This is a genomic window from Bradyrhizobium sp. ISRA464 (genome assembly GCF_029910095.1).
In the GTDB taxonomy this organism is placed as follows: domain Bacteria; phylum Pseudomonadota; class Alphaproteobacteria; order Rhizobiales; family Xanthobacteraceae; genus Bradyrhizobium.
Map to the genome: position 1 here is coordinate 690,253 of NZ_CP094526.1, position 22,845 is coordinate 713,097.

Genomic DNA, 22,845 nt, shown 5'->3' on the forward strand with positions numbered 1-22,845 from the left:
TGGACTCTGGCCTAGACCCCGAGATAGCGCTGCAGCACGTCGGGCTGCGCCTTGATCTCCTCCGCAGGTCCCTCATGGACGATATGTCCATTGTTGATGATGTAGATGCGCTCCGCGAGCGCTAGTGTGGCGGCCAGGTTCTGCTCCACCAGCACGATGGTCTGTCCGGCCTCGGCAAGCTCGCGGCATGCCTTCATCAGGTCGCGCACGATGACCGGCGCCAGCCCCTCGAACGGCTCGTCGAGCAGGATGATCTTCGGGTCGCGCACCAGCGCGCGGGCAATCGCCAGCATCTGCTGTTCGCCGCCCGACAGGTCGGTGCCGCGATTGCCCCGGCGCTCCCTGAGCCGCGGAAACATCTCGTAGATGCGGTCGAGCGGCCAGCGCTGCGAGGCGGTCAGCCCGGCGATGACGAGATTCTCCTCGACGCTGAGGCTGCCGAAGATGCGGCGTTCCTCATGGACCAGCTGCATGCCGGCCTGCGCGATCCTGTGGCTCTTCCTGCCGGCGACCTCGGCGCCGTCGAACATCACCGAACCGCTGCGCGGCGTCACCACGCCCATCAAGCTCTTCAGCGTCGTGCTCTTGCCGGCGCCGTTGCGGCCGAGCAGCGCCACCACCTCGTTGCGCTCGACGCGCAGCGAGACGTCGAACAGGATATGGGAATCCCCGTAATAGCTGTTCAGTCCGTTGACCTCGAGCAGGCTCATGCGGCGAGCTCTCCATGCACGCCGCCGAGATAGGCCTCCTGGACGGTCGAGTTGTTCTTGATCTCTTCGGGCGTTCCTTCGACCAGGACGCGGCCTTCCTGCAGCACGGTCACGCGCTCGGCGAGCTCGAACAGCGCGTCCATGTCGTGGTCGATGATGATCATCGTCCGGCCCCGGCTGATCGACTTCAGCAGCTTGACGGTCTCGACGCGCTCGCGCGGGCTCATGCCGGCCAGCGGTTCGTCGAGCAGCAGCAGGCTCGGCGACGTCGCGAGCGCCAGTCCGATCTCGAGCCGGCGCTTTTCGCCATAAGCGAGCTCGGACACCGGCGTGTCTGGCCTCGCCGCGAGATTGACTAGCTCGAGCGTGTGCTGCACCTGCTCGGACAGGCCGGGAATGCTGTCGATGCTGCGGAACAGATCGAGCCGGAACTTGCCGCGAAGCGCCGACAGGGCCGCGATCACCAGGTTCTCGCGGACGGTCAGTCCGGCGAATAGCTGGTTGACCTGGTAGCTCTTGGTCAGCCCGAGCTGACAGACATCCGTGACGTTCATTCCGGTGATGTCGCGGCCCTCGAACATGATGGTGCCCGAGGTCGGATGAACCTCGCAGGTCAGCATCTTGAAGAAGGTCGACTTGCCAGCGCCGTTCGGGCCGATGATGCCGCGCAGCTCGCCATGGTTGACCGTGAAATCGATATTGCTGTTGGCGACCAGTCCGCCGTAGCGCTTGGTCAGGCCCTTGGCCTGCAGGATCGGGCCGGACGGATCGGCGGCGGCGCGGTGTCGCGCCGGCATCGGTGCGGCTGCGATCTGCCGGGCGGGGCTGGCTTCGGCGGTCACCGCGCTGTCCAGCGGCGCGCTCTCGTCCGGCGCCTTGCCGCGCCGTCCGGTCAGGAGCCCGTAGAGATCCACGAGGCCGCCGACGATGCCGCGGCGCAGGAAGCACACCAGCAGCACGAAGACGATACCGAGCACGAGCTTCCAGGCGGCGCCCAGCCCGAGCGTGGCCTGCAGGAAATCCTGCAGCGACAGCCAGACGGCGGCGCCGACCAGCGGCCCAAACAGGGTGCCGCGACCGCCAATCGCCGTCTGCATCACGAGCTGCCCTGAGGTGTCGAAGGTGAAGGCGTCGGGCGGCATGAAGGCCTGCAGCACGCCCAACAGGCCGCCGGCAAATCCTGCATAGGCGGCGGCGATCACGAAGGCGGTCAGCTTGTAGCCGTGGATGTTGTGGCCGACCGCCGTCGCCCGCAGCGGGTTGTCGCGGATGGCGTTGAAGATGGCGCCGACCGGCGAGCGGACGATGCGCAGTGCAATCGCGACGCCGATGAAGTAGCACAGCGCCAGGAACTGGTAGAGCGACCAGCCGGTGGTGAAATGCAGCGTGGTGAAGCCGAGATTGAAGCTCGGGGTCGGCACGCCCGGCAGCCCGTTTTCGCCGCCGGTGAAGTCCGACAGCGGATTGAACTCGACGAAGAAGAACACCTCCGCGATCGCGACCGTGATCATGGCGAAGTAGATGCCGGTCCGGCGCAACGCGATCAGGCCGATCAGATAGCCGGTGGCGGCGGCCGCGATCATGCCGATGATGAGCGCAAGCACGACATTCGGGAAGCCGGCCTGGGTCAACAGATACGCCGCGACGAAGCCGCCGGTTCCGTAGAACGCGGATTGGCCGAACGACAACAGGCCGGTGAAGCCGAACAGGATATCGAAGCCGAGGCCGAACAGGCCCCAGACCAGGATCCGGTTCACCGTGTTCGGCGCAAATCCGAGCAGCGGCAGCACGAAAGGCGCGGCGATCAGGCCTATGGCCGTCAGGGTCTCGATCAGAAAGGGGCGCTGTTTCAGCATTGTTGATCCGTCGTCATTCGCGGCCCTGCGTGCCGAGCAGGCCGTGCGGTCGCAGCACGAGCACGAGCGTCATCGCCGCGAACAGCATGACATAGGCGTAGCCTGGGTTGAACATCGAGGTGATGCTGATGATCTCGCCGGCGATCAGGCCGCCGAGGATCGCGCCGGGAAACGAGCCGACGCCGCCGATCACCACCACCACGAAGGTCTCGACCAGGATGTCGTCGCCGACGCCCGGCGTGAGCGAGACCACCGGCGCATTGATGATGCCGGCAAAGCCCGCGGCCATCGCGCCGATGCCGAACACGATCATGAAGACGCGGTAGACGTTGATGCCGAGCGAATCGACCATTACCGAATCCTCGATGCCGGCGCGCACGATCATCCCAAGCCGCGTGCGGTAGAGGACCAGGAACAGCGCGCCGAGCGCGACCGCGACGATGCCGACGACCGCGAGGCGATAGGTCGGATAGAACAGGAAGCCGAGCGAGGTGATGCCCTGCAGCGTCGCCGGCGGCGGCACGACCTGCGACTGGCTGCTGAAGATCAGCCGCACGATCTCGACGAAGCAGATGCCGAGCCCGAACGTGACCAGGAGCTGGTCCTCATGCGGACGGTGATAGAAGTGGCGGATGATGACGCGCTCCATCACTACGCCGAGGACCATCACGAACAGCGATCCCGCGATGACCGCGAGGATGAACGAGCCCGTGTAGGTGTAGGCGACGTATCCGGCATAGCCGCCGATCATGAACATCGCGCCGTGCGCGAGATTGAGCACCCCGAGGGTGCCGTAGATGATGGTCAATCCGGAGCTGATCAGTGCCAGCAGCGCGCCGAGCGCGAGGCCGTTGAACAGTTGCGAGACGAAATTCGGCCAGTTGATCATGGCGACACTTCACATGGCTGCTCAACGAATGTGTGCCGTCGCAAGCGTTCCGACACAAAACAACGCCGCGGGCGAGTAACTCCGCCCACGGCGCCTAAGTTCCCACGCTTAATCAGGTGTAGTCGCCGAGATGGCAGCCGAATGCGTCCGGCTTCTGCATCAACCCCTCGCCGGGTACGATCTCGATGACCTCGTAATAGTCCTCCTTGTTCTTCATGTCCTTTTCCATCTTGCCCCGGACGATGATGACCGGGCGGACGCACTGGTGATCTTCCGCGCGATAATGGACATCGCCGACCAGCGACGGGAGGGTCTCGCCCTTCTCATAGGTCTTGATCACGTCGGGCGGATAGAAGCTGCCGGCCTCCTCGACCATGCGGGCCCAGTGCGCGAAGCTGACATAGGCGTTCTCCGCGCCCCACTCCGGCTTGTAGCCGTACTTCTTGTCGAACGCATCGTTGAACATCTTGGCCAGCGGATACTTGTCCTCGATCGTCCACCAGTAGTCGGTCGCGGCATAGACGCCCTGCATCAGGCCGCCGGTCTCGCGGGCGATGAACGGCACCTGGTAGGGCACCACGAGCTTCATCTTGTCGAGCACGCCGAACTGCTTGGCCTGCTGCGTCGACAGCACGGCGTCATGGCCCCAGTTGACGTTGATCAGCACGTCCGCGCCGGAGTTCGCGACGTTGAGCAGATATGACGAGTAGTCGGGCGCGCCGAGCGGCGACACCTGGTTGGTGCTGGTGGTCCAGCCCGCTTGGGCGAGGTAGTCCTGCATCGATTTGGTGACGGTGTGGCCGTAGGTGTAGTCCGGCGTCAGGTAGGCGGCCTTCTTGTTCTTGCCGAACTGCTTGATCAGCACCGGCGCGATCGCCGCCGCCGCGGTCTGACCGAAGAAATCCTGGCGGAAGCCGTAGCGCACGCAATCCTTGCCGGTGGTGTCGTTCGAGCCCGAGATGCCGCAGACGAAGATTACCTTCTCGCGCTGCGCCAGCTTGTTGAGCGCCACCGCAACAGCGCTGGAGGTGCCGCCGGTGATCATCACGGCCTTGTTCTCGGTGATGAAGCGCTGCTGCGCCTGCACGGCTTCGTTCGGCTTCGCTGCGGAGTCCGCGACGCCGTACTTCAATTCCTTGCCGAGCACGCCCTTGGTGGTCTTCGGCGAGATCTTCTTGATCAGCTCGTGCCCGCTGTTGATGTGCTCGATCGCGAGCTCATAGCCCTTGAGCTCGTCCTCGCCCTGTACTGCATAGGTGCCGGTGCGCGGCACCGAGATTCCGATGAAGACCGAAGAACCGGATGAGCCGGCGGGATAGGTCCCGATCGCCGGATGATCCGCGGCCAATGCCGGTGCGGTAACAGAAGCCGGAAGCACCGTGCCGCCGATCAAGCCCGCGCCGGCCTGCAGCAGGGTACGACGCGAAACGTTCAATCCTCCGCCCGGCCGAAACTCCTTGGTGCTCATCGCTCAATATCCTCCAAACACATGATTATTGGCGCGCATGATCCCGTCGCCGGATCGGTCGACCCACGGCAAAATGCGCCGGCTGCAATGGAGCAGCCCGTTTAGCCTAGCATTGTCCTCCCGCACATTTAGTCAATGTCACTTTCGTCGAACTATATCGGTCAACGATATATCGATGATTTACCAATCAGCTGCCGGTCCTGTAATGAGGAGACATGATCGAAGAAACGTCAGAACGGAAGGAAGGTCCCGGAGGCGGCGTCGCTGCGGACCACGGCACCGCGGAGCCCTGCGGCTTGAGCGTTCGCGCGATGAACGTGCTGAAGGAACTGGCGGTCGAGCTCAGAGGCGAGGTGCCGCCGAAGACGGGATGGTCGCCGTCGGACGATCTGCTCCGCGAGCTGACGGCCCGGCATCTTGCGACCGCGCGCAATTGCGGGCCGCAAACGACGCGCGAGATCGTGGATTGGGCGCAGGCGCGCGGGATCTCGATTCCGTCGCCGCACCACACCGGCAAATCGCTGTCGGTGGTGTGGGGCGACCTGATCGAGCGTGCGTCGGCCGGACGTCTCACCAGGAGCGAAATCACCGAAGCGCTGGAGAAATCGATCCGCCGCAGGAGCCCACGCATTCCCGTCGCCTTCCAGATCGTGCTGCTGAAGATCCTGAGTTCGAGCTACGATCAGTGGCCGCAGCCTTGATGGCGTGCGGAGCGGGCCGAGCTGACGGCTAGAGCATTTTCGGTTCTGATTGAATCAGAACCGAAGCTCTAGATTTTTGTTTTGACGTGCTTTCTTCACACGAACCAATGTCCACTTCGCTCGAAAACGCTCTAAGTCGTTGAAAACGTGAGCTGCGACAGTGGGCGGGATGGTCTGTTCCGCTTCGTCTTGCTAGCGTCATCCTGTTACCGCCAATCGGCAGGCAGCCAGGACAGGGATGACATGCCTCCATCGAAGCACCGACAAGCGCCAGCCGGAACCACGACGCGCAGTGCTGCGGCCGGGGCGGTCGATTATGAGGCGCTGGCGCGTTTCCGATACCGGCTGCGGTCGTTCCTCGCATTCAGCGAGAATGCGGCGCGGAAGGCCGGACTGACGCCGCAGCAGCATCAGGCGTTGCTCGGCATCAAGGGGTTTGTCCATCCCGGTCCCGCGACCGTCGGCGATATCGCGCGGTTCCTGTTGATCCGGCACCACTCCGCCGTCGAGCTGATGAATCGCATGGCGAAGCTCGGGCTGATCAGCCGCGTTTCCGACCCCACGGATGCCAGGCGCGTTCAGCTCAAGCTGACCAAGAAGGGGGAGCAGAAGCTGCAGGCGCTCTCCAAGAGGAATGTCGAGGAGCTTCGGCGTGCCGCGAGTCCGGCGTTGCATCGCTTGCTGAAGTCGTCTCCGCCGCCCGGCGAGCCGTGAACGGCGCTGCCCTCGGCCGATCCGGAGGTGCCCGTTACGCCGCCGCGCCCTGCGCTGCGAGTTGTGCGGCCTGATGCTCCGTCGTCAGCGCGTCGATCAGTTCGCCGAGTGCTTCGCCCGAGATGACCTGCGGCAGCTTGTAGAGCGTCAGATTGATGCGGTGATCGGTGACGCGTCCTTGCGGGAAGTTGTAGGTGCGGATGCGCTCAGAGCGGTCGCCGGAGCCCACCTTCTCCTTGCGGTCGGCCGAGCGCGCGGCTTCGACCCGCTGGCGCTCGGCATCATAGATGCGCGAGCGCAGGATGTTCATCGCCGATGCGCGGTTCTTGTGCTGCGAGCGGCTGTCCTGCATCATCACCACGATCCCGGTCGGGATGTGGGTGATGCGGATCGCCGATTCGGTCTTGTTGACGTGCTGGCCGCCTGCGCCCTGCGCGCGCATGGTCTCGATCCGCAAGTCCTCGTTCTTGATGTCGACGTCGACGTCCTCGACCTCCGGCAGCACGGCGACCGTCGCGGCGGAGGTATGGATGCGGCCCTGCGTCTCGGTGTCGGGCACGCGCTGCACGCGATGCACGCCGGACTCGAATTTCAGCTTCGCGAATGCGCCGCGGCCCTGCACCTCGGCGATGATTTCCTTGTAGCCGCCGACGGTGCCTTCGCTCGCCGAGATCACCTCGACCTTCCAGCCCTGCAGGTTGGCGAAGCGCTCATACATCCGGAACAGGTCGCCTGCGAACAGCGAGGCCTCGTCGCCGCCGGTGCCGGCGCGGATTTCCAGCATCACGTTGCGGTCGTCCATGGCGTCCTTGGGCAACAGCGCGATGCGGATCTTCTGCTCGAGCTCGCCGATGCGTACTTGCAGCGTTTCCAGCTCGGCTTCCGCCATGCTGCGCATCTCGGGATCGGTCGTGGCATCCGCCAGCAGCGCCTCGGCGCCGGCAAGCTCTGATCGCGCGGTGCGATAGGCCTTGACCGCATCGATCAGCGGATTGAGCTCGGACAATTCGCGCGTGATAGCAACATAACGCTCGGAATTCACCTGGCCCAGCAGTTCGGCCTCGAGCGAAGCGTGGTGGGCGAGCAGGATATCGAGTTTGGCTTCGGGTAACATGGGCGATTCTCGGAAATTGCGGACGGCGGAAGCGGGCTGAGGCGACGGGAGCGTCGCTACAAGGTCAGCCCCTCGGCCTCGGCAAACTTCGTCAGCGCCTCGCGGATCGATACGCTGCCGGACGGCGCATCGAGCAGCGGATTGATCATCGCCTCGGCCTTTTTGGCGTCGAGGTCGAGGATCATTGCCTTCACCGGGCCATGCGCGGTTGCCGACAGCGACAGCGAGCGGTAGCCGAGCGCGATCAGGGCCAGCGCGCCGATCGGCTTCGACGCCATCTCGCCGCACAGCGAGGCGGCTTTCTTCGCAGCCTTGGCCTTGCGGACGATGTCGCGCAGCGCGCGCAGGATCGGCGCAGACAGGATGTCGAAGCGCTCCGAGACCTTGGCGTTGCCGCGGTCGACCGCGAACAGGAACTGGAACAGGTCGTTCGAACCGACCGAGACGAAATCGACCCGCTTGAGCAGCTCGTCGAGCTGATAGAGCAGGGCCGGCACCTCCACCATTGTGCCGACATCGACGCGCTCAGGCAACGAATGGCCGTGCTGGCGCAGATAGGTCAGCTCGCGCTCGACGATTGCCTTGGCCTGGTCGAATTCGACGACATCGGAGATCATCGGGAACATGATCTTCAGCGCGCGGCCGCCGCCCGCGCGCAGCAGCGCGCGAATCTGACCGCGCAGCAGGCCGGGGCGGTCGAGGCCGAGCCGGATCGCGCGCCAGCCAAGCGCGGGATTTTCCTCGATCACCGTCTCCATGTAGGGCAGCGCCTTGTCGCCGCCAATGTCGAGCGTGCGGAAGGTGACGGGCTTCGCGCCCGCGGCGTCGAGCACGGTGCGGTAGAGCGCGAGCTGGTCGGTCGAGCGCGGCAGGGTCGGGCTCACCATGAACTGCAATTCGGTGCGGAACAGCCCGATGCCGGCGCTGCCGGTGTCGTCGATATGCGGCAGGTCGATGGTCAGGCCGGCATTGATCAGGAGCTCGATTCGCTGCCCGTCCTTGGTCACGCAGGGTTTGTCGCGCAACGCGGAATACTGCGCCTGCCGCCGCGCACGGAAACGCACGCGTTCGGCGTAAGCGGATTCGATCTCGGTCGAGGGACGCACATAGATCTCGCCCGAGATACCGTCGACGATAATGGCATCGCCCGGATCGGCGATGCCGGGCGCGTTCGGCACCTCGCCGACCGCGGGGATGCCGAGCGCGCGCGCCACGATCGAGACGTGGGAGTTCGCGGTGCCTTCCTCGAGCACGAGGCCGCGCAGCCGCTTGCGGTCATAATCGAGCAGCGCCGCGGGGCCCATTGCGCGCGCGATCAGGATGGCGTTGTCGGGCAACTGTTCGCGCGACGGCGCGTGATCCTGCCCAACCAGCTGGCGCATCAGGCGATGGCCGAGGTCCTCAAGGTCGTGCAGGCGGTCGCGCAGATAGGGGTCGGTCGAGCGCAGCATGCGCGCGCGGGTGTCGGACTGCACGCGTTCGACGGCGGCCTCCGCGGTCAGGCCGGTGGCCACCGCTTCATGCAGCTTGTGCGACCAGCCCTGGTCGTTGGCGAACATGCGGTAGGCTTCCAGCACCTCGCGATGCTCGCCGCCCTCGGCGACATCGCCGCGCTCGAGCAAGTGGTCGAGGTCGGAGCGCAGCTTGAGCAGCGCCGCGTCGAGCCGCTTGATCTCCTTCGGCAGGTCCTCGGCAATGTAATTGGTGATGACGACGCGCGGCTCGTGCAGCACGACATGGCCGAGCGCGATGCCGTCCGAGAGGACCGCGCCGGTCTTGTGCAGCGAGTGCCGCGCCGCCGGTTCCAGCCCGGGCTGTGCAAGCGAGGCGAGCTCGCCGGAGGCGATCATCTCCGCCAGCACCATGGCGGTGGTCTGCAGCGCCTCGACCTCTTCCTCGACATAGGTGCGCTTGGCGCGGTTCTGCACCACCAGCACGCCGAGCGTGTTGCCGGCGCGCAGGATCGGCACGCCGAGGAACGAGTGGTAGATCTCTTCGCCGGTCTCCGGGCGGTAGGAGAAGGCCGGATGGCTCTGCGCGTCGGAGAGATTCAGCGGCGTCGCCTCGCTGGCGACGAGGCCGACCAGACCCTCATGCGCGCTGAGCACGGTGCGGTGCACAGCGTCGCGATTCAGGCCTTCGGTGGCATAGAGTTCGAGCGTGTTGTCGACACGCAGCACGTAGCAGGAGCAGACCTCGGCCACCATGTTGGCCGCGATCAGCACCACGATCTTGTCGAGGCGTTCCTGTGCGGAGACTTGCTCCGCCATGGTTTCGCGGAGCCGTCTCAACAGGACGCGGGGGCCTCCCGACGCGCTCCGCATATGCTTCAATTCCTCCCACGAGGCCAGCGAGCGGGATCGTCAGCCGCTGGCGCAAAATTCGCCAAAAACAACAATTTTAGTCATTCGGCGTCGCCGCAAGTGCCGGTCCCGCCGAATCGGGATAGCCAAAACTGTGGCACAGTTTGGGGCAGCCCACCTGATTGGCCGTATAGCCAATCGAGGCTTGCTTTGCCAAGCAAAACGCCTGCCAGTAGCAAATAACGTCTGCGTCAGGCCAATGCTGCGCCCGCTAAGAGAAATTCTAACTCCGGGGCGCGGTTGCTGGAGTGCGGCTGTTCCGACCGCGGCCCAGCCCTCTCGTCATGTCGGGGCACTGCCCTTGGCGCGAGCCCTGAATCCATCAGATCGCGCATACCGTACTGATCTGGATTCCGGGCTCCCGCGGAGCCTGTCATCGGGCGCGTATTCGCGCGACCCGTTGGCGAGCCTCGGAATGACGAATCAGAGACCGCCGACGGTGGACCGCCGGTGGATGCCTACGCCTGATCGAGCCCGTACAGCGTGTGCAGGGTGCGCACCGCGAGCTCGGTGTAGGCGGCGTCGATCAGCACCGAGAACTTGATCTCGGATGTGGTGATGGCGCGGATGTTGATGTTGCGATCGGCGAGCGCCTTGAAGGCCTTGGCGGCGACACCGGCATGGCTGCGCATGCCGCTGCCGATTACCGAGACCTTGGCGACGTCGGTCGCGGTGTCGAGCCGCGCGTAGCCGATCTTCGCCTTTGCGGACGCGATCGTATCCTTCGCGCGGTTGTAGTCGGCGGCCGGAACGGTGAAAGTGAGGTCGGTGGTCTTGCCGTCCTCGGACACGTTCTGCACGATCATGTCGACGTTGATATTGGCATCCGCGAGCGGACCGAAGATCGCGGCGGCGACGCCGGGCTTGTCCTCGACCTGGCGCACGGAAATCTGGGCTTCGTCCTTCGAGAAGGCGATGCCAGTGACGACGTGCATTTCCATGATTTCCTCCTCGCTGCAGATCAGCGTGCCCGGCGGCTGGTTGGCGTACGGGTCGATATCCTCAGGTTTGTCGAAGCTGGACCGAACGAAGATCGGCATGTTGTGCACCATGCCGAGCTCCACCGAGCGGACCTGCAGCACCTTGGCGCCCTGTGAGGCCAGTTCCAGCATGTCTTCGAATGCGATCCTGTCGAGCCGGCGCGCCTTCGGCACCACCCGCGGATCGGTGGTATAGACGCCGTCGACATCGGTATAAATGTCGCAGCGGTCGGCATGCAGCGCGGCGGCGATCGCCACCGCCGAGGTGTCCGAGCCACCGCGGCCCAGCGTGGTGATGCGGCCGGTCTGCGGATTGATGCCCTGGAAGCCGGCGATCACGGCGACTTCCTTGCGCTCCTTGAAGCGGGTGATGATCTCGCCGCCGTCGATATCGAGGATGCGCGCCGAGGCGTGTGCGTCCGAGGTCTTGATCGGGATCTGCCAGCCTTGCCAGGAACGCGCCTGGATGCCGAGGCCCTGCAGCACGATCGCGAGCAGCCCGGAGGTGACCTGTTCGCCGGAGGCGACCACCGCATCATATTCGCGCGCATCGTGCATGGGAGAGGCGTCGGTGCACCAGGCAACCAGCTCGTTGGTCTTGCCGGACATTGCCGAGACGACGACGGCGACCTCATGGCCTGCGTCGACCTCACGCTTCACATGCTGCGCGACGTTGCGGATTCGATCGATATTGGCGACGGACGTACCGCCGAATTTCATCACGAGGCGGCCCATGACGACGCGTCTATTCCTTTAAGAGGATAAGTGGGGTAACCCGCGCCCAAAACCGCAAGCGCGGGGACCGAAAGGCGCGTATACATACCGACGCGCCCGGGGGCAAGCCGGTTCCTGGGGGCGCTTCGGCCGGTTGCGGGCGGGTTGTGGCGCAGAGGTGACTCGAAGGCGGATCGGATGGGACGTTACATCGACGAAATCCTGCAACCGGGCGAAAAGGTGCTGTATTCGACCAATGCGCACTGGATATTTTACTGGCCGGCAATCGTCGCCTGGATTGTGGCGCTGGTGCTTGCGATCCTGTCGCGGATGACGACCGTGGACGGTCTGGTCCTGCTCTGCCTGGCGGCGGCGGCCGTGGTCGCGGTCGCGGCGCTGTACTGGACCGCTGCGGCCTGGTTCCATCGCTGGACCACGGAAACCGATGTCACCAATTTCCGCGTCGTGCACAAAACCGGCTTCATCAAGCGGCGGACCTTCGAGATGAGCCTCGACAAGGTCGAGAGCGTCGACGTCAACCAGAGCATCCTCGGGCGTATCCTCAACTATGGTGACGTGACCATCCGCGGCGTCGGCGAGGGCGTCGAGACGATCAAGACCATCGCGTCGCCGCTGGCGTTCCGCAGTTCGATCACGGCGCGATAGGGGCGCGCGCAATCATGGCCATGCAGACAAGTCTTTCCTCATCCTCCGCCAGCTCGGTCGATCCGGCCGAGGTCGCGAAATTCTCGAAGCTGTCGGACGAATGGTGGGATCCGCACGGCAAGATGGCGCCGCTGCACAAGATCAACCCGCTGCGCCTGACCTATATCCGCGACGCCGCATGCCGCAAGTTCGAGCGCAACGTCAAGAGCCTGGGCTGCCTGTCGGGCCTGCGCATGCTCGACATCGGCTGCGGCGCCGGGCTGTTGTGCGAGCCGTTCACGCGGCTCGGCGCGCAGGTGATCGGCATCGATCCATCGGCCACCAACATCGCCGCGGCGAAGCTGCATGCCGACAAGGGGCATCTGTCGATCGATTACCGCTGCACCACGGTTGAGGAGATGGACGCGCGCGAGCGCTTCGACATCGTGCTGGCGATGGAGGTGGTCGAGCATGTCACCGACGTCGGCGCATTCCTCAAGCGCTGCACCGCGATGCTCAAGCCCGGCGGGCTGATGGTGGTCTCGACGCTGAACCGCAACTGGAAGAGCTTTGCGCTCGCGATCGTCGGCGCCGAATATGTGCTGCGCTGGCTGCCGCGCGGCACCCACGACTGGAGCAAGTTCGTCACCCCCGCCGAGCTCGAGCGCTATCTCGCCGACAACGGCCTCACCGTCACCGAGCAGGCCGGGGTGGTCTACAATCCGCTCGCCGACAAATGGAGCATCTCGACCGATATGGACGTGAACTACATGGTGGTGGCGGAGGAGGTTTGAGGCTGTTGGCTATGTTTGGCGGTGCCGTCTCCACACAGGCGACACTGCGTTTGTGGACGCTCCGCAGCCCTGTCATGCGCTGGCTCGGTTGACCGCGTGAGCCGCAATCGGCACGGTGGACCCATACTCCCGCCGGCCCCGATTCCCTTTCGCTTATGTTGACGATCTCCTCGCTCTGGATTCCGTTCACGATCGTCGCCGCGTTCGGGCAGGTGGCGCGCAATGCGATGCAGCGGCACTTGACGGGGCCGCTCGGGACCTGCGGCGCGACCAACATCCGCTTTCTGTTCGGGCTGCCGTTTTCGGTGGTGTTCTTCGCGCTCGCCATCATTGCGACCGGCGATCACGTGCCGTGGCCGCAGGCCGCGTTCTGGCCGTGGCTCGTGGTCGGCGCGCTGAGCCAGATCGTCGGCACCGGCTTCATGCTGCTGGCGATGAACGACCGCTCCTTCGTGGTGACCACGGCCTACATGAAGACCGAGGCGATCCAGACCGCGATCTTCGGCTTCATCTTCCTCGGCGACCATCTGACGACGGCCAAGGTGGTGGCGATCGTGATCGCGACCATAGGCGTCGTCGTCACGGCGCTGCGGCCCGGCGGCCAGAAGGGTTTTGCGGATCTGCGCCCCACCGCGCTCGGCCTCGGCGCCGCCGCGGTGTTCGCGCTGTCGGCGGTGAGCTTCCGCGGCGCCATCATCACGGTGCAGGGCGTCTCCTTCGTGACGGCGGCGTCCTATACGCTGATGTGGAGCCTGTTCGTCCAGACGCTGATCCTGTCGGTCTATCTGCTGCTCCGCGCGCCCGAGGTGCTGAGGAAAATCCTCGGCCTGTGGCGGCCCTCGATGTTCGCCGGCTTCATGGGCGCGTTCTCCTCGCAATTCTGGTTCCTGGCCTTCGCGCTCACCGCGGCAGCCAATGTGCGCACGCTGGCCTTGATCGAGGTGCTGTTCGCGCAGGGCGTGGCGTATGTCTCGCTCAAGCAGCCGTTCTCGCTGCGCGAGCTCGCCGGCATCGTCCTGATCGTGATCGGCGTTGCGCTGTTGATTGCCGCTTAAAGATTCTTGTTTTGACGCGTTTTCTTCGCGCGAACCGGTATCCACTTCGCTTGAAAACGCTATGTGTCAGCCCTTCGCTGCGATCAGAACCGCGCCTGTCGAGATCAGCGCAATGCCGATCCAGCCGTAGAGCGAGGGCCGCTCGCCGAGGAAGGCGACGCCGAATAGCGCCACCAGCACCACGCTCAGCTTGTCGATCGGCGCGACCAGCGTCGCGGGCCCGAGCTTGAGCGCGCGGAAATAGCACAGCCATGACGCGCCAGTGCCGAGCCCGGAGAGCAGCAGGAACAGCCAGCTCTTGCCCGAGATCGGTCCGGGGTGGGTGAATTGCCCGGTCGCGAACAGGATTGCCGACAGCGTGATGAGCACGATCACGGTGCGGATCAGGGTGGCGAGATCGGAGTTGATGCCCTCGACGCCGACCTTGGCGAAGGTCGCGGTCAGCGCGGCGAACACAGCGGAGAGGAAGGCCCAGACCTGCCAGGTGGAGAGGGTGTCGGGAGGCATTTGCGTCGTTCAGGCGGCGAAGCAATCCATGATGCAACAAGCTCGAAGCTGGATTGCTTCGTCGCTGAGATTATCGTCGGGCCGGCCGAGAGCCGGACCCGTTGGCTCCTCGCAATGACGAGGATGGAGGTAGTTCGCGCCTAGTTCCTGTCTTCCGGCAGCGTCGGCAACGGTGAGACCTCGACACCTTCGTCGATCAGCGCGCGCGCCTCTTCAGGCGACGCTTCGCCGTAGATCGGCCGATGCTCGATATCGCCGTAATGCATCTTGCGCGCTTCGTTGGGGAAGCGGTCGCCGACATTGTCGGCGTTCTTAACGATGTGGTCGCGCAGTTCCTTCAGCTTGGCGCGCAGCTCGCGTTCCTGCGCCATCATCAGCGACGCCGGCTCGCTGGCGGTTGTTTCCGTCGGTGCGGCCGGCGCAGGCTGAGCCGGCTCGCGGCCCTTCTTGCTGATGATCTGCGGCGCCATGATCGCGCGCTCGACCTTGGCCGAGCTGCAGGACGGGCAGTTGATCAGGTGGCGCCGCTCCTGCGATTCATAGGCCGACGAGCTTTGGAACCAGCTCTCGAACTGATGGCCACGCTCGCAGCGCAGGGTGTAGCGGATCATGCCGAGCCCCGGACGAGGTGCAGATGCTCCGGACCGGCCTTGGGGTCGGCGATGCCGAAGCGCCGGCCGTGTTGCAACGAGGGAATGGCCTTGCGCGCGGTCTCGACCTTGGCCGGATCGATCGTGGCGAGGAACACGCCGGGCTCGGCGCCGCCCTCGGCGAGGATCTCACCCCAGGGATCGACGATCAGCGAATGCCCGAACGTCTCGCGCTTGTTCTCGTGCAGGCCGGCTTGCGCAGCGGCGAACACGAAGCAGCCGGTCTCGATGGCGCGGGCGCGGAGCAGGGTGTGCCAGTGCGCTTCGCCGGTCTTGCGGGTGAAGGCGGAGGGCACGGTGAGGAACGAGGCGCCGGCTTCGGCCAGCGCGCGGTAGAGCGCCGGGAAGCGCACGTCGTAGCAGATCGTCAGCCCGATCCGGCCCCACGGCAGGTCCGAGATCACGGCGGTTTCGCCCGGCTGGTAATTGGCCGATTCGCGATAGCTCTCGCCGCCCGGCAGATCGATGTCGAACATGTGGATCTTGTCGTAGCTCGCGAGCACATTGCCCTCGGGCCCGATCAGGAACGAGCGGTTCACCGCCTTCTCGGGCGAGTAGCGCAGCGCCAGCGAGCCGATATGCAGGTGAATCTTCAGCTCGGCGGCGAGCTCGCGATAGGCCTGCAGCGACTTGTCGTCCTCTTCGCTTGCCAGGTGCTCGAACAGCGCCTTGCGGTTCAGCTGCATCATGTTGCTGACTTCGGGCGTGAGCACATAGTCGGCGCCCTGCGCCGCCGCCTCGCGGATCAGCCGCATGCCCTGCTCCAGGCTCGGTTCGGGCAGGAGGCCGGTGCGCATCTGCACCATCGCGGCGGTGAAGGTGTTGTCTGTGCTCATCAGGCGCCGCCTCCGTTGGCCAGAAGACCGTCGAGCTTGCCCTCGCGGTCGAGCGCGTAGAGCTCGTCGCAGCCGCCGACATGGGTCTTGCCGATGAAAATCTGCGGGAAGGTCGAACCGGCGCCGGCGCGGCCGTACATCTGGTCGCGGTAGGCCGGGTTGCTGGCGATGTTGAATTCGGTGAACGCGGCGTTCTTGCGCGTCAAAAGCGATTTGGCCGCGGTGCAATAACCGCAGCCCGGGCGGGTGTAGATTTCAATGGCAGCGGTCATGATGCGCTCGGTTGAACCAGAATGTGGGATTATATGGGAGCGCGGTGGCTATCGACAACCCGGGCGAATACCAGCACGTCGACCTGCGATGCTTTGGCGCAGCAGGGCCCGCGCGCAGGCGGTCACCGTGGCGCCGGAGGTCAGCACGTCGTCGATCAGGATGACGCGGCGGCCCTGGATGTCAGCCTTGCGCTCGTCGGCCACCTTGAATGCGCCCTGGACATTGCTGGCGCGTTGCGCACGCGACAGCCCGATCTGCTGCTCGGTGGCGCGGACGCGCCGCAGCGCCCCGGAAGCCATCCGGACGCCGCTTTGGCGTGAGATCACCTTGGCCAGTGCAGCGGACTGGTTGTAGCGGCGGCTCCAGCCGCGCTGCCAATGCAGGGGAACCGGAACCAGCACATCGGCATCGCCCAGCAATTCCTTGCCCGCTCGCGCCATCCAGCGCCCCATGGTAGGGGCAAGATCGGTGCGGTCCTGGTATTTCAGCGCGTGCACCAGCGTGCGCGCGACGTCGTCATAGCGCACCGCGGCGCGGGCGCGTTGGTAGGCCGGCGGATTGGCGATCGCCTCCATCGACAACAGCTCGGGCCCGGGGTCGTAGACGAAGGGAATGCCGAGCCGCGGACAATAAGGCGGCGCGATGAACGACAATTTGGCCCAGCATTCCGCGCACACGCCCTCGCCGGCGACCGGCTCGCGGCAGGACACGCAGAGCGTCGGCAGCGCGATGTCGAGCACCAGCCGCGCCGTCTGCACGCAGGCGCCGCCGACCGCGCCGAGCGCGCTGCGCAGATGGCTTGCAACGGAGCGTGGGGGTGATGCCTCGGCGTCCATGCGGTGAGGCTAGCGTCGGAGTGGCAAAGGCTCAACCCGCATTGCCTGCGGCCGCGGTCCGGCGTAACCAGCCGGCATGGCACCGAACCCGACGACCGCTCCCATCCTGTTCGACCGCGCGCTGCTCGGCGCGCGGCTTATGCGCGCGCGGCGCGATGGCGCAGTGACGTTTTTGCTCGAGCGCGCCGCTGAGGACATGGCGGATCGGGTGCAGGCGGTGTCGCGCAGCTTTTCCGCTGCGGCGGATGTGTGGACGCCGGGTGACGGCCTTGCGGAGGCGTTGCGCGGGCGCGTCAGTTCGATCGGGCAGGTCGAATTTGCGCCGGAGGAGGCGCTGCCGCTGGCGCCCGAGTCGCTCGACCTTGCCGTCTCCGCGTTGGCCTTCCAGTTCGTCAACGACCTGCCCGGCGTGCTGGCGCAGATTCGCAGCGCGCTGAAGCCGGACGGGCTGCTGCTCGCGGCGATGCTCGGCGGCGACACGCTGACCGAGCTGCGGCAGGCCTTTGCCGCGGCGGAGGTGGAATGCGAGGGCGGCGTCTCGCCGCGCGTCGCGCCGTTCGCCGATTTGCGGGACATCGGCGCGCTGCTGCAGCGCGCCGGCTTTGCCCTGCCGGTCACCGATGTCGACCGCGTCGTGGTGCGCTACGCGAGCGCGTTTGCGCTGATGCAGGATTTGAGGCGCATGGGCGCGACCAATATCTTGCGCGAGCGCCGCCGCACTCCGACGCGCCGCGCCACCATGCTGCGCATGGCGCAGATCTACGCCGAACGCTTTGCCGACGCCGACGGCCGCATCCGCGCCACCTTCGACATCGTCTGGCTCTCCGGCTGGGCGCCGCATGAAAGCCAGCCGAAGCCGCTGAAGCCGGGCTCGGCAAAGGCGAGCCTGGAGGCCGCAGTGAAGCGGATAAAGCGCGAATGATGGCCGTCCATCGACCGTCATTGCCGGGCTTGACCCGGCAATCCATCTGCTTCACGTGATTCTTCTGAAGATTGATGGATGCTGAAGATTGATGGATGCGCGGGTCAAGCCCGCGCATGACAGCATTGATTGCGGTCCGATACGCCCTACAGCAACAGGTCGATCAGATGTGGCAGCAGCGGGATATCCGCAGGCGGCATCGGGTAGTCGCGGAGCTTGCTGGCGCGCACCCAGGCGAGGTTCTGGCCCTCGCGCGGCACCACCATGCCTTCCCAGCGCCGGCAGATGTAGAGCGGCATCAAGAGGTGGAAGGTCTCGTAGGCGTGGCTGGCAAAGGTCAGCGGCGCGAGGCATGGCTCGCTCACGGTGATGCCGATTTCCTCATGCAGCTCGCGAACCAAAGTCTGTTCCGGCCGCTCGCCGGGCTCGATCTTGCCGCCCGGAAATTCCCACAGGCCGGCCAGCGCCTTGCCTTCGGGGCGCTGCGCCAGCAGCACGCGCTTGTCGGCATCGACAAGCGCGCAGGCGACGACGAGGGTGAGCTTGATATCGGCCATGCGCTGTGATGGTTCGGTTGCGATCTTCAAGCTTTCATTAACCAGCAACGCTCTGCGGGCCAAACGATTTGTTTCCGCTCTTTTTTCTGCGGCCGCGATAAGCTCGCCTTAATTCCGTACCGGCTACGTGAAGGTCCCTCCGCGTTTCCCCCCGTCCACAGAATCCATGCGCATCTTGATCCGGACCCTCAGCCGTTTCCGCCGCGACCGCTCGGGCAACATTGCAATCATCTTCGGCCTTGCCCTGGTCCCGATACTCGTCGCCGTCGGATGTGCGGTCGACTATTCCCGCGCCAACCAGATCCGCAGCAAATTGCTGTCCGCGGCCGATGCGGCGAGCGTCGGATCGATCGCCAAGGCCTCGCCCGGCTTCATTGCCGCCGGCGCCATGACGTCGGACGGGCCGATCCCGGCGGCTGTCGACGACGCCACCAAGATCTTCAACGGCAACGTGTTCAATCAGAACGGCTTCACGCTCGGCAGCGTGACGCCGACCGTGACCAAGACCGGCGGCGTCCTCACCTCGACGGTCCAGTTCGCAGCCGATGTCCCGACCATGTTTCTCGGCCTGATCGGCAGCAAGACGGTCAGGGTGACGGGCACGTCGACCGCGACCGCCAACATGCCGCTCTATGTCGATTTCTACCTGCTGCTCGACAATTCGCCGTCGATGGGCGTCGGTGCGACGCCGACGGACGTGGCGGCGCTGGTCACGGCCACCACCGGCAACAAGTTCAAGCCGAACGACCAGTGCGCATTCGCCTGCCACGACTACACCGATCCCAACAACTACTACAATCTCGCCAAGAAGCTCGGCGTGACGACGCGGATCGACGTGCTGCGCAGCGCGACCCAGCAGTTGATGGACACTGCGGCCGCGACTCAGACCTATTCGAACCAGTTTCGCATGGCGATCTACGACTTCGGGGCGTCCTCGGCGACCTACGGGCTGCGCAGCCTGTTCTCGCTGTCGTCGAGCCTGTCGAGCGCGAAGTCGGCGGCCGGCAACATCGACCTGATGGGCGTCTACGGCAACAACGATTCCTACACCCAGGACAAGGACAGCCAGTTCACCACGATCTTTCCGCAGATCAACAATGCGATTGCCAATCCGGGCGCGGGCACGGCGTCGGCGCCGCTCAAATATCTGTTCTTCGTGTCCGACGGCGTGGCCGATGAACCCAATTCGGCCTGCCTCAAGCCGATCACGGGCGCTAACCGCTGCCAGTCGCCGATCAATCCGGCGCTGTGCACAGCGCTCAAGAACCGCGGCATCAAGATCGCAGTGCTCTACACCACCTATCTCGCGCTGCCGACCAACAACTGGTACATGACCTGGATCGACCCGTTCAACCAAGGGCCCTACGGCCCTTCGCCGAACAGCCAGATCGCCCAGAACATGCAGAGCTGCGCCTCGCCCGGGCTCTATTTCGAGGTCAGCCCGACCCAGGGCATCGCGGCGGCGATGAACGCATTGTTTCAGAAGGCCGTCGCCGATGCGCGGATCTCGAGCTGACGCGCTACCTCGCCTCGCTTGCGGGGAGAGGTCGATCGCATCGCAAGATGCGATCGGGTGAGGGGGAGTCTCCACGAGTTCATCGATCGCCGCATTCGCGGTGAGAGCCCCTCACCCCAACCTTCTAGAGCGAGCTGCGCTCGTCTCGACCCCGCGAAGGGCGGGGGGAGAGGGAGGAGAGATTTACGACCGATAGTCGCCGTTGATCGCGACATATTCCTTGGTGAGATCGCAGGTCAGCACGCGGTCGCGGCCCTTGCCGAGGCCGAGCGCGACCTTGATCTGGATCTTCGGCGCCTTCATCGCCTCCGACACTTCGCTCTCGTTGTAGGACGGATCGCGCGCGCCGCTCTTGGCGACGCGGATGCCGTTGAAGGAGATCGACAGCTTGTCGCGGTTGGCGGGTTCGCCGGCCTTGCCGACCGCCATCACCACGCGGCCCCAATTGGCGTCCTCGCCGGCAATCGCGGTCTTCACCAGCGGCGAGTTGGCGATCGACATGGCTATCTTGCGAGCCGACGGCTTCGTTGTCGCGCCCTCCACCATGACCTCCACCAGCTTGCGGGCGCCTTCGCCGTCGCGCGCCACCTGTTCTGACAGGTTGGCGAGCACGCCGTGGAACGCCTTGGTGAACGCCTTCAGGCGCGGGTCGCTGGCGCGGGTGATCTTCGGCGCGCCGTCGGCTGCCGCGGCGCCGGTCGCGAAGGCGAGCAGCGTGTCAGAGGTCGAGGTGTCGCCGTCGATGGTGACGGCATTGAAGGTGTCCTCGACGCCGGTCTTGAGCAGCGCTTGCAGCACGGCGGCCGACAGCGGCGCGTCGGTGAAGATGAACGACAGCATGGTTGCCATGTCGGGCATGATCATGCCGGCGCCCTTGGCCATGCCGTTGATCGTCACCTTGGCCTTGCCGAGCTTCACGGTCGCGGTGGCGACCTTCGGGAAGGTGTCGGTGGTCATGATCGCCTTTGCCGCGTCCATCCAGTGATCCGGCGTGGCGGTCTCGGCGAGCTTGGCCAGCACGCCGTCGAACTTGGTCGCGTCGAGCGGCTCGCCGATCACGCCGGTGGAGGCCAGGAACACTTCGCCGGTCGAGCAACCGACCGCCTTCGCCGCGATCTGCGCGGTCAGCGCGGTGGACTGTTTGCCGGTCTTGCCGGTGAAGGCGTTGGCATTGCCGGAATTGACCACGACGGCGCGCGCCTTGCCGCCCTTCAGCTTGGCGCGGCACCATTCGACCGGCGCCGACGGGCATTTCGACTTGGTGAACACGCCCGCCACCGTGGTGCCCTCGTCGAGCAGCGCCAGCAGCACGTCGGTGCGCCCCTTGTAGCGGATGCCGGCGGCCGCGGTCGCAAGCTTCACGCCTGGGATCACGGGCATGTCGGGAACATCAGTCGGGGCGAGGGGAGAGACGGCGGTGGACATGGGAAAGCTTCCGGCTACGGGGAGGGAAGCGCTCCTTATCATTTCGCTCGTCGCAGCGGGAGAGGGCTCAGCACGAACGCGGCTGTCATCAATCGTTCAAGAATCCGTAGCCCGGATGGAGCGAAGCGCAATCCGGGGCAGCCGTAGCCGTTGATGGGTCCGTCCCGGATTGCGCTTCGCTCCATCCGGGCTACGAGGCGGCCCAAAAAGCAAATGGCCGGGACAAGCCCGGCCATCGCAATTGCAACGCGGTGAGCGTGCTGACGCTTACTTCTTCGCCGGCGCCATCTTGTTGTCGGCGGGCTTCGGCGCATCCTTGGCGGCGTCCGCCGGCTTCGCGGCGTCGTCGGGCTTGGCGGCTTCCGTGCGCTCGACCTTGGCGGTCTCGCGCAGCTTGGCGACATAGTCGGCCTGGGCCTTGCGGGTCACGTAGGTCTCGATCTGGCCCTTCACCTGGTTGAAGTCGGGCGCCTTGCGGTTCCGCTTCTCCTCGACCTTGATGATGTGCCAGCCGAACTGCGACTTCACCGGATCGGAGATCTTGCCCGGCTCGAGCGAGAAGGCGACCGCGGAGAATTCCGGCACCATCTGCTCCTTGGTGAAGAAACCGAGGTCGCCGCCGTCGGAGGCGCCGGGGTCCTTGGACTTCTTCTTGGCGAGTTCGGCGAAGTCCGCGCCCTTGTCGAGCTCGGCCTTGATCGCCTTGGCCTCGTCCTCGGTCTCGACCAGGATGTGGCGGGCGTGCACTTCCTGCTCGCCGGAGATCTGCTTGGCGGCCTCGTCATAGACCTTCTTCATGGCCTCGTCGGTGGTCGCGGCCTTGCCCTCGGTGGCGAGCAGGCTGTCCATCAGCAGGCGGTTGCGGGCGAAGGCGAGGCGCTTCTTGAACTCGTCGCTGTTCTCGACCTTCTTGTCCTCGGCGGCCTTGGCCACGATCTTCATGTCGATCAGGAAGGACAGCACGTTGTCCTTGCGGGTCGCGGGGTCCATCTGCTGCAGGCTCGGGCCCAGTTCCTCCTCGGCGAGCGCGACGTCGCTGGCGCGAATCTCGGAACCGTTCACCTTCGCGAGCACCGGGTCGGAGTCGGCGGCCCGGGCCGGAAGGCCGGCGGCCAGGAGTGCGACAAGACAGCCCGTCGCGGCCAGGGTGGCCAGGCCGAGGCGCAGGCCAGTTTTCGTTTCCGGGAGCGAGGTGGTCATACAATATCCTTGTCTCAAAGGTGGGAAGCTTGAGCGGGGCGGACACTCGCCCAATCGTGCGTCGTTGGCAACGCGAAAGTCGGGCAAAATGATGAATTCCTTGACATCTTGCCAGCGTTG

21 protein-coding genes and 1 pseudogene are annotated in these 22,845 nt (G+C 65.3%); 7 read left to right on the plus strand and 15 right to left on the minus strand.

Annotation, left to right across the window (positions count from 1 at the left end):
• Positions 1-11: 11 nt before the first annotated feature.
• The 4 genes from MTX19_RS03235 to MTX19_RS03250 form a co-directional block, all read right to left on the minus strand.
• Complete coding sequence (locus tag MTX19_RS03235) at positions 12-710, minus strand: ABC transporter ATP-binding protein (protein ID WP_280982414.1); 699 nt, start codon at positions 708-710, stop codon at positions 12-14.
• Positions 707-2,566: a branched-chain amino acid ABC transporter ATP-binding protein/permease gene (locus tag MTX19_RS03240; protein ID WP_280985841.1), complete on the minus strand. Its 1,860-nt coding sequence runs from the start codon at positions 2,564-2,566 to the stop codon at positions 707-709. The genes MTX19_RS03235 and MTX19_RS03240 overlap by 4 nt, the downstream gene beginning before the upstream one ends.
• A 13-nt stretch (positions 2,567-2,579) precedes the next feature.
• A complete protein-coding gene (locus MTX19_RS03245; RefSeq protein ID WP_280982416.1) occupies positions 2,580-3,455 on the minus strand; it encodes a branched-chain amino acid ABC transporter permease in 876 nt (291 codons plus the stop codon).
• Positions 3,456-3,567: 112 nt separating this feature from the next.
• On the minus strand, positions 3,568-4,923 hold the full coding sequence (locus MTX19_RS03250; protein WP_280982417.1) for a substrate-binding protein: 1,356 nt from the start codon (positions 4,921-4,923) through the stop codon (positions 3,568-3,570).
• Between the two features lie 215 nt (positions 4,924-5,138).
• Between MTX19_RS03250 and MTX19_RS03255 the strand changes: the two genes are divergently transcribed.
• Positions 5,139-5,624 carry a hypothetical protein gene (locus MTX19_RS03255; RefSeq protein WP_280982418.1) on the plus strand — a complete coding sequence of 162 codons (486 nt, stop codon included), beginning with the start codon at positions 5,139-5,141 and terminating at the stop codon, positions 5,622-5,624.
• Positions 5,625-5,867: 243 nt separating this feature from the next.
• Positions 5,868-6,338, plus strand: a complete 471-nt coding sequence (locus tag MTX19_RS03260) for a MarR family transcriptional regulator (protein WP_280982419.1) — start codon at positions 5,868-5,870, stop codon at positions 6,336-6,338.
• Between the two features lie 34 nt (positions 6,339-6,372).
• Here MTX19_RS03260 and prfA read toward each other — a convergent pair whose 3' ends face one another.
• The 3 genes from prfA to MTX19_RS03275 all read right to left on the minus strand — a co-directional run bounded on the left by prfA (position 6,373) and on the right by MTX19_RS03275 (position 11,530).
• Positions 6,373-7,452, minus strand: coding sequence for a peptide chain release factor 1 (prfA, locus tag MTX19_RS03265; protein WP_280982420.1), 1,080 nt, complete (start codon positions 7,450-7,452; stop codon positions 6,373-6,375).
• Between the two features lie 56 nt (positions 7,453-7,508).
• Positions 7,509-9,776: a phosphoenolpyruvate--protein phosphotransferase gene (ptsP, locus tag MTX19_RS03270; protein WP_280982421.1), complete on the minus strand. Its 2,268-nt coding sequence runs from the start codon at positions 9,774-9,776 to the stop codon at positions 7,509-7,511.
• 497 nt (positions 9,777-10,273) lie between these two features.
• Positions 10,274-11,530 (minus strand): aspartate kinase, encoded by a 1,257-nt coding sequence (locus tag MTX19_RS03275; RefSeq protein ID WP_280982422.1) that lies wholly within the window; start codon positions 11,528-11,530, stop codon positions 10,274-10,276.
• A gap of 177 nt (positions 11,531-11,707) precedes the next feature.
• Here MTX19_RS03275 and MTX19_RS03280 point away from each other — a divergent pair, with 177 nt between their 5' ends.
• The 3 genes from MTX19_RS03280 to MTX19_RS03290 all read left to right on the plus strand — a co-directional run bounded on the left by MTX19_RS03280 (position 11,708) and on the right by MTX19_RS03290 (position 14,003).
• Positions 11,708-12,175: a PH domain-containing protein gene (locus tag MTX19_RS03280; RefSeq protein WP_280974469.1), complete on the plus strand. Its 468-nt coding sequence runs from the start codon at positions 11,708-11,710 to the stop codon at positions 12,173-12,175.
• 14 nt (positions 12,176-12,189) lie between these two features.
• Positions 12,190-12,948 carry a bifunctional 2-polyprenyl-6-hydroxyphenol methylase/3-demethylubiquinol 3-O-methyltransferase UbiG gene (ubiG, locus tag MTX19_RS03285; protein WP_280982423.1) on the plus strand — a complete coding sequence of 253 codons (759 nt, stop codon included), beginning with the start codon at positions 12,190-12,192 and terminating at the stop codon, positions 12,946-12,948.
• Positions 12,949-13,103: 155 nt separating this feature from the next.
• Entirely contained in the window at positions 13,104-14,003 is a 900-nt protein-coding gene (locus tag MTX19_RS03290; RefSeq protein WP_280982424.1) for a DMT family transporter, read from the plus strand.
• Between the two features lie 66 nt (positions 14,004-14,069).
• On the opposite strand, the gene MTX19_RS03295 is transcribed toward MTX19_RS03290, so the two are convergent.
• The 5 genes and pseudogenes from MTX19_RS03295 to MTX19_RS03315 form a co-directional block, all read right to left on the minus strand.
• Positions 14,070-14,510: an EamA family transporter gene (locus tag MTX19_RS03295; RefSeq protein WP_280982425.1), complete on the minus strand. Its 441-nt coding sequence runs from the start codon at positions 14,508-14,510 to the stop codon at positions 14,070-14,072.
• Positions 14,511-14,650: 140 nt separating this feature from the next.
• Entirely contained in the window at positions 14,651-15,121 is a 471-nt protein-coding gene (locus MTX19_RS03300) for a DUF1178 family protein (RefSeq protein ID WP_280982426.1), read from the minus strand.
• Positions 15,118-15,996 carry a carbon-nitrogen hydrolase family protein gene (locus tag MTX19_RS03305; protein ID WP_280974464.1) on the minus strand — a complete coding sequence of 293 codons (879 nt, stop codon included), beginning with the start codon at positions 15,994-15,996 and terminating at the stop codon, positions 15,118-15,120. Before MTX19_RS03305 ends, MTX19_RS03300 begins: the two co-directional genes overlap by 4 nt.
• Entirely contained in the window at positions 15,996-16,268 is a 273-nt protein-coding gene (gene grxC, locus MTX19_RS03310) for a glutaredoxin 3 (protein ID WP_280974463.1), read from the minus strand. The genes MTX19_RS03305 and grxC overlap by 1 nt, the downstream gene beginning before the upstream one ends.
• 29 nt (positions 16,269-16,297) lie before the next feature.
• Positions 16,298-17,105, minus strand: a pseudogene (locus MTX19_RS03315) (ComF family protein).
• A gap of 76 nt (positions 17,106-17,181) precedes the next feature.
• On the opposite strand from MTX19_RS03315, the gene MTX19_RS03320 reads away from it, so the two are divergent.
• Positions 17,182-18,027, plus strand: a complete 846-nt coding sequence (locus tag MTX19_RS03320) for a methyltransferase domain-containing protein (protein ID WP_280985842.1) — start codon at positions 17,182-17,184, stop codon at positions 18,025-18,027.
• A gap of 146 nt (positions 18,028-18,173) precedes the next feature.
• Here MTX19_RS03320 and MTX19_RS03325 read toward each other — a convergent pair whose 3' ends face one another.
• A complete protein-coding gene (locus tag MTX19_RS03325) occupies positions 18,174-18,584 on the minus strand; it encodes a (deoxy)nucleoside triphosphate pyrophosphohydrolase (protein ID WP_280982427.1) in 411 nt (136 codons plus the stop codon).
• Between the two features lie 166 nt (positions 18,585-18,750).
• Between MTX19_RS03325 and MTX19_RS03330 the strand changes: the two genes are divergently transcribed.
• Positions 18,751-20,100 (plus strand): TadE/TadG family type IV pilus assembly protein, encoded by a 1,350-nt coding sequence (locus MTX19_RS03330; protein WP_280982428.1) that lies wholly within the window; start codon positions 18,751-18,753, stop codon positions 20,098-20,100.
• Positions 20,101-20,283: 183 nt separating this feature from the next.
• Here MTX19_RS03330 and argJ read toward each other — a convergent pair whose 3' ends face one another.
• Both argJ and MTX19_RS03340 read right to left on the minus strand, forming a co-directional pair.
• Positions 20,284-21,525, minus strand: a complete 1,242-nt coding sequence (gene argJ, locus MTX19_RS03335; protein WP_280982429.1) for a bifunctional glutamate N-acetyltransferase/amino-acid acetyltransferase ArgJ — start codon at positions 21,523-21,525, stop codon at positions 20,284-20,286.
• Between the two features lie 267 nt (positions 21,526-21,792).
• Positions 21,793-22,725, minus strand: a complete 933-nt coding sequence (locus MTX19_RS03340) for a peptidylprolyl isomerase (RefSeq protein ID WP_280982430.1) — start codon at positions 22,723-22,725, stop codon at positions 21,793-21,795.
• Between the last annotated feature and the right edge of the window lie 120 nt (positions 22,726-22,845).

Coding starts and splice junctions, on each gene's coding strand:
- MTX19_RS03235 (WP_280982414.1), bottom strand. CDS start 710: ATGAGCCTGCTCGAGGTCAACGGACTGAACAGCTATTACGGGGATTCC.
- MTX19_RS03240 (WP_280985841.1), bottom strand. CDS start 2,566: ATGCTGAAACAGCGCCCCTTTCTGATCGAGACCCTGACGGCCATAGGC.
- MTX19_RS03245 (WP_280982416.1), bottom strand. CDS start 3,455: ATGATCAACTGGCCGAATTTCGTCTCGCAACTGTTCAACGGCCTCGCG.
- MTX19_RS03250 (WP_280982417.1), bottom strand. CDS start 4,923: ATGAGCACCAAGGAGTTTCGGCCGGGCGGAGGATTGAACGTTTCGCGT.
- MTX19_RS03255 (WP_280982418.1), top strand. CDS start 5,139: ATGATCGAAGAAACGTCAGAACGGAAGGAAGGTCCCGGAGGCGGCGTC.
- MTX19_RS03260 (WP_280982419.1), top strand. CDS start 5,868: ATGCCTCCATCGAAGCACCGACAAGCGCCAGCCGGAACCACGACGCGC.
- prfA (WP_280982420.1), bottom strand. CDS start 7,452: ATGTTACCCGAAGCCAAACTCGATATCCTGCTCGCCCACCACGCTTCG.
- ptsP (WP_280982421.1), bottom strand. CDS start 9,776: ATGCGGAGCGCGTCGGGAGGCCCCCGCGTCCTGTTGAGACGGCTCCGC.
- MTX19_RS03275 (WP_280982422.1), bottom strand. CDS start 11,530: ATGGGCCGCCTCGTGATGAAATTCGGCGGTACGTCCGTCGCCAATATC.
- MTX19_RS03280 (WP_280974469.1), top strand. CDS start 11,708: ATGGGACGTTACATCGACGAAATCCTGCAACCGGGCGAAAAGGTGCTG.
- ubiG (WP_280982423.1), top strand. CDS start 12,190: ATGGCCATGCAGACAAGTCTTTCCTCATCCTCCGCCAGCTCGGTCGAT.
- MTX19_RS03290 (WP_280982424.1), top strand. CDS start 13,104: ATGTTGACGATCTCCTCGCTCTGGATTCCGTTCACGATCGTCGCCGCG.
- MTX19_RS03295 (WP_280982425.1), bottom strand. CDS start 14,510: ATGCCTCCCGACACCCTCTCCACCTGGCAGGTCTGGGCCTTCCTCTCC.
- MTX19_RS03300 (WP_280982426.1), bottom strand. CDS start 15,121: ATGATCCGCTACACCCTGCGCTGCGAGCGTGGCCATCAGTTCGAGAGC.
- MTX19_RS03305 (WP_280974464.1), bottom strand. CDS start 15,996: ATGAGCACAGACAACACCTTCACCGCCGCGATGGTGCAGATGCGCACC.
- grxC (WP_280974463.1), bottom strand. CDS start 16,268: ATGACCGCTGCCATTGAAATCTACACCCGCCCGGGCTGCGGTTATTGC.
- MTX19_RS03320 (WP_280985842.1), top strand. CDS start 17,182: ATGGCACCGAACCCGACGACCGCTCCCATCCTGTTCGACCGCGCGCTG.
- MTX19_RS03325 (WP_280982427.1), bottom strand. CDS start 18,584: ATGGCCGATATCAAGCTCACCCTCGTCGTCGCCTGCGCGCTTGTCGAT.
- MTX19_RS03330 (WP_280982428.1), top strand. CDS start 18,751: ATGCGCATCTTGATCCGGACCCTCAGCCGTTTCCGCCGCGACCGCTCG.
- argJ (WP_280982429.1), bottom strand. CDS start 21,525: ATGTCCACCGCCGTCTCTCCCCTCGCCCCGACTGATGTTCCCGACATG.
- MTX19_RS03340 (WP_280982430.1), bottom strand. CDS start 22,725: ATGACCACCTCGCTCCCGGAAACGAAAACTGGCCTGCGCCTCGGCCTG.